2 protein-coding genes are annotated in these 1,096 nt (G+C 35.9%); both read left to right on the forward strand.

The window, feature by feature from the left end:
* The first annotated feature begins 143 nt into the window (after positions 1 to 143).
* Entirely contained in the window at positions 144 to 527 is a 384-nt protein-coding gene (locus AC1DUA_RS38640; RefSeq protein ID WP_477504729.1) for a hypothetical protein, read from the forward strand.
* A gap of 114 nt (positions 528 to 641) precedes the next feature.
* A complete protein-coding gene (locus AC1DUA_RS38645; protein ID WP_477504730.1) occupies positions 642 to 1,079 on the forward strand; it encodes a P63C domain-containing protein in 438 nt (145 codons plus the stop codon).
* Positions 1,080 to 1,096 lie beyond the last annotated feature (17 nt).

A 1,096-nucleotide genomic window follows, 5' to 3' on the forward strand; every position in this document is an offset into this window, starting at 1 on the left:
AGGTGATATAATTTACGACTAAACTACTAATGACTGTAATTATGGTCCAACAAAATTCAACTTTCGCTATATATACGGACCAATAAAAAAGGTGACATAAGTAAAGGGAATTAATTGCTATAAACTTTTAGGGAGTGATCGTAATGCCTGAAACACTAAACTATGTTCACCGTTGCTTAAAGATGCCACATGCAAAAATGGTTGGTTATTACCAAGTCGGCGATGACAAAGTATATTGTGCCAATAGAGATTTAGATGATCGGTTCTTTGACATTGAACAAAAGGATTTAGTCGAAGGTAACAACGAGCTCCTGACTATGGAAAATTTCACTCTACTACCAAGAGCTGTTGTAAATGAATCTGAGTTAGTAATCGGTGATACACTGAAATGCAGTGTGTTGAATGATGGTAGAAGAGTGATTAAGGACGAAAGTTTGTTTAATGCGCTTGATCGTAAAAGAAAAGGTGAATTAAGGATAGAAGGCTTTCCACCTATTATTGGTTCAAAGAACCTTGCCACTTTTTGAACGTTTATACCCTAAAGAAATTAAGATAATTAGCCCTTTTGAAGTTGCTCAATTCAACGGAAAACAGGGAAATGGTATGATGCGAGTGCTATTCCTGTAATCTGTGATTTATATATGGAAGCAGAACAGACTGGAATAATAACTCAATCCCAAGAACATGTATTAGAGAAAGCAAAAATACTACTTCGTTCTCTGGCAAGAGTTGGTATAACAGCATTAATTGACGAAGCGACTAATTACCAAGACGTAAGAGGAAAAGATGAGTTGCAACTACTACTCTCTCAGTTTATTTCAGAGAAGTTGCGCCCTTATTCCAGTGAGTTTCCAAAGGAATATTTTGAAAACCTTTTTCGGTTATATGAGCGTCCTTACGATCCTACGACAACCAAGCGTCCAAGGTATTTCTCACAGTTTAATCTTAAATATGCGTATGACCTGCTCCCTCCACAAGTAGGACATAAACTTGATGAACTTAATCCAACTATTTGGAATGAAAATAAGAAGCGATGGGATCGTAAGTATCACAAATTCCGAAATTTAAACAAGTTTTAGAACAATTATACATACTC

The sequence above is a fragment of the Paenibacillus sp. 01T422 genome (assembly GCF_056398785.1).

Coding starts and splice junctions, on each gene's coding strand:
- AC1DUA_RS38645 (WP_477504730.1), top strand. CDS start 642: ATGGAAGCAGAACAGACTGGAATAATAACTCAATCCCAAGAACATGTA.
- AC1DUA_RS38640 (WP_477504729.1), top strand. CDS start 144: ATGCCTGAAACACTAAACTATGTTCACCGTTGCTTAAAGATGCCACAT.